Source organism: Actinocrinis sp., assembly GCF_035605935.1.
Lineage (GTDB): Bacteria > Actinomycetota > Actinomycetes > Streptomycetales > Catenulisporaceae > Actinocrinis.
Map to the genome: position 1 here is coordinate 1 of NZ_DATNGK010000039.1, position 2,163 is coordinate 2,163.

Consider the following 2,163-nt stretch of genomic DNA (forward strand, 5'->3'; position numbering starts at 1 on the left):
GTCCGGGAACCGCCGGGCAAGTTCCGCTGCGGCGGCTGGCGTGGCCCGGGCGGTGAGCAACGCGGCGAGGGTGCTCACTGCGACGTCGACGAGCTGTGGATCGCGCGTGACCAGGTGCTGCAGCGCTGCGCCGGCGCCCGATACCGTAACGACTCCAGTTGTCTCTGCTGCCGTCATGGGGAATCGACGAATCAGCTCGGGGATCGGCCCCGCCAGCCGGGTTAGATCGTCGACCGCTTCGTACCGCGCGGCTGAGGCTCGAAGGGCGAGCGCCAGGCTCGCCCCGCGCAGCGCGAGAGCGGTCACGCCGCCCGGACCATCGGTCGCGCGAAAGATCGCCGCACTCACCTCGCCGGCGCCGATCGGATCCAATCCGGCCGATATGAGCAACCCTGGATGCAGCAGCACGGCGTGTAATTCCGTCGCCAGATGCCCGACATCATCAGCGACCTGGGCGATCTGTCCAGCCGCCACCCGTAGGTCCTCCAGGTGGGCCGTGATGCCCCCAGGCCCACCGTCGACCTCGATCGGGTTCACCGTCGTCACCTACCGAGCCAAGACAGAGCCAGGTCGGCTACGAACTCCAGTGGAGTCGCAATCGCAGACTCCACAATCTCGACTTGGCGACCGTGCCGCCGCAAGGCCGCTGCTGCTGCATCCACGTCCACCGCTGACGTGCGCATAGCGGTGGCGAGATCACTGGCCTGACGTCGGAACGCCTCCGCCGCGGTCGATTGCCACCGCGTGACCGAAGCGGCGAGGAGCAGACCCCGGGCCCGGCCCCGCAGCTCGTCGGCACAGCCGTCAACCCGGCGCGCCAATGCGCCGAGTTCGACAGGATCCAGCACGCTCGTCATGGCACGACGATCGCCGGATCGCCGGACGTCGCGCCACAGACCGCAGCGATCTGTGGACAGCGGCGAGCGTTATCCACAACTTGGTCGGGCCGACACGCCGCAGGGCTGCAGTAATGAGAATGACAAGCATGAAATTAGCTACGGTAACTTCGCAGACAGCCAGCCGGAGAACGTGGGGGTGCACCGCATGGAGTCCGCCTCCGCCGACGTGCCAGACGCCGCGGCCTCGGGCTCGAACACCGCCGAGCAGGCGGACCTGATCGACGGACTGACTCGTCGTGACCGGGAAATCCTGACGTTCGAGCGGCAGTGGTGGAAATACGCCGGCGCCAAAGAGCAGGCGATCCGCGAGCTGTTCGACATGTCGGCTACCCGCTATTACCAGGTGCTGAACACACTCATCGATGCGCCCGCCGCGCTCGCCGTCGATCCGCTGCTCGTCAAGCGGCTGCGACGCCTGCGCGCGGGGCGGCAGCGGCAGCGGTCAGCGCGACGGCTGGGGATCGACGTCTGATCCATATCGGCGCCCGTTAGCCTGACGCCCGTGTCGCACCTGGCTCCCCGCTCGCCGGGGCGGTGGCGCATCGATCGAGCCGTCGGCGTCGTTCTGACCATCGTCGGGCTGGGGGTGGCGGCGGTCGCGCTCATCGCGCTGCAACGCCCTGGGGGCCGACAGGCGAGTAGCGAGACAGGGCCGGTTACGGCGAGCGCCCCGGCGTCGGCAGCGCGGTCCGCACGCCCGTCCAGTGCGCGACCGCGGACGACGCCCGCGCGTGTCACACCGCCGGCACCCGCACATGCCACACCGCCGGCACCCGCGCTGGCGAGCCCGCTGCCGCTGATCGTTCTGAACAACACCGCAAGCGCCGGCGCCCAGAACGTCGCCGAAAAGGAGTTCGAGAAAGGCGGGTGGAGCGTTTCTTACGTCAGCACGCTCGACAATCAGATCCTGTCGACGTGCGTGTACTACGACCCGGGTATCCCTAACACGCTGGCTGCGGCTAGGCGTTTGCAACAGCAGTTCCCAACTATCAAGCGCGTTGTGCCACGGTTCGCCGAGTTGCCGCGCGGACCGCTCGTCGTCGTGCTCACGTCCGACTTCGCGGGCTGATCGCGCGACCGGTCCTGTAGGCCCGGGTATGAGACCATGGACGAACAACTGAAGACCGCTCATCCAGAGGGGCAGAGGGACCGGCCCGATGAAGCCCCGGCAACCACCGCGTTGACTCGCATCACGGTGTCGTGATCTTTGCGAGGCCGCCGCGGCAGGTGCCAAGTCCGTCCCCGACCAGTATCTGGTCCGGGG

At 68.1% G+C, this 2,163-nt stretch carries 2 protein-coding genes, 1 pseudogene and 1 riboswitch; of the genes and pseudogenes, 2 read left to right on the top strand and 1 reads right to left on the bottom strand.

The features are described 5' to 3' along the window. Nucleotides 1–546 (bottom strand): annotated as a pseudogene (locus VN779_RS02985) (hypothetical protein); the annotation flags it as partial. A gap of 498 nt (nt 547–1,044) precedes the next feature. Between VN779_RS02985 and VN779_RS02990 the strand changes: the two are divergent. Together VN779_RS02990 and VN779_RS02995 are read left to right on the top strand one after the other, a co-directional pair. After that, the gene (locus VN779_RS02990; RefSeq protein ID WP_349260619.1) at nt 1,045–1,371 is read left to right on the top strand and encodes a DUF3263 domain-containing protein; all 327 of its coding nucleotides are present in this window, start codon (nt 1,045–1,047) and stop codon (nt 1,369–1,371) included. A gap of 30 nt (nt 1,372–1,401) precedes the next feature. Then, on the top strand, nt 1,402–1,968 hold the full coding sequence (locus VN779_RS02995; RefSeq protein WP_325719868.1) for a LytR C-terminal domain-containing protein: 567 nt from the start codon (nt 1,402–1,404) through the stop codon (nt 1,966–1,968). A gap of 56 nt (nt 1,969–2,024) precedes the next feature. Further along, nucleotides 2,025–2,163: riboswitch (SAM riboswitch) on the top strand. This riboswitch is flagged as partial in the annotation.

Excerpts from the sequence above, each read along its gene's own strand:
- VN779_RS02990 (WP_349260619.1), top strand. The coding sequence starts at position 1,045 with ATGGAGTCCGCCTCCGCCGACGTGCCAGACGCCGCGGCCTCGGGCTCG.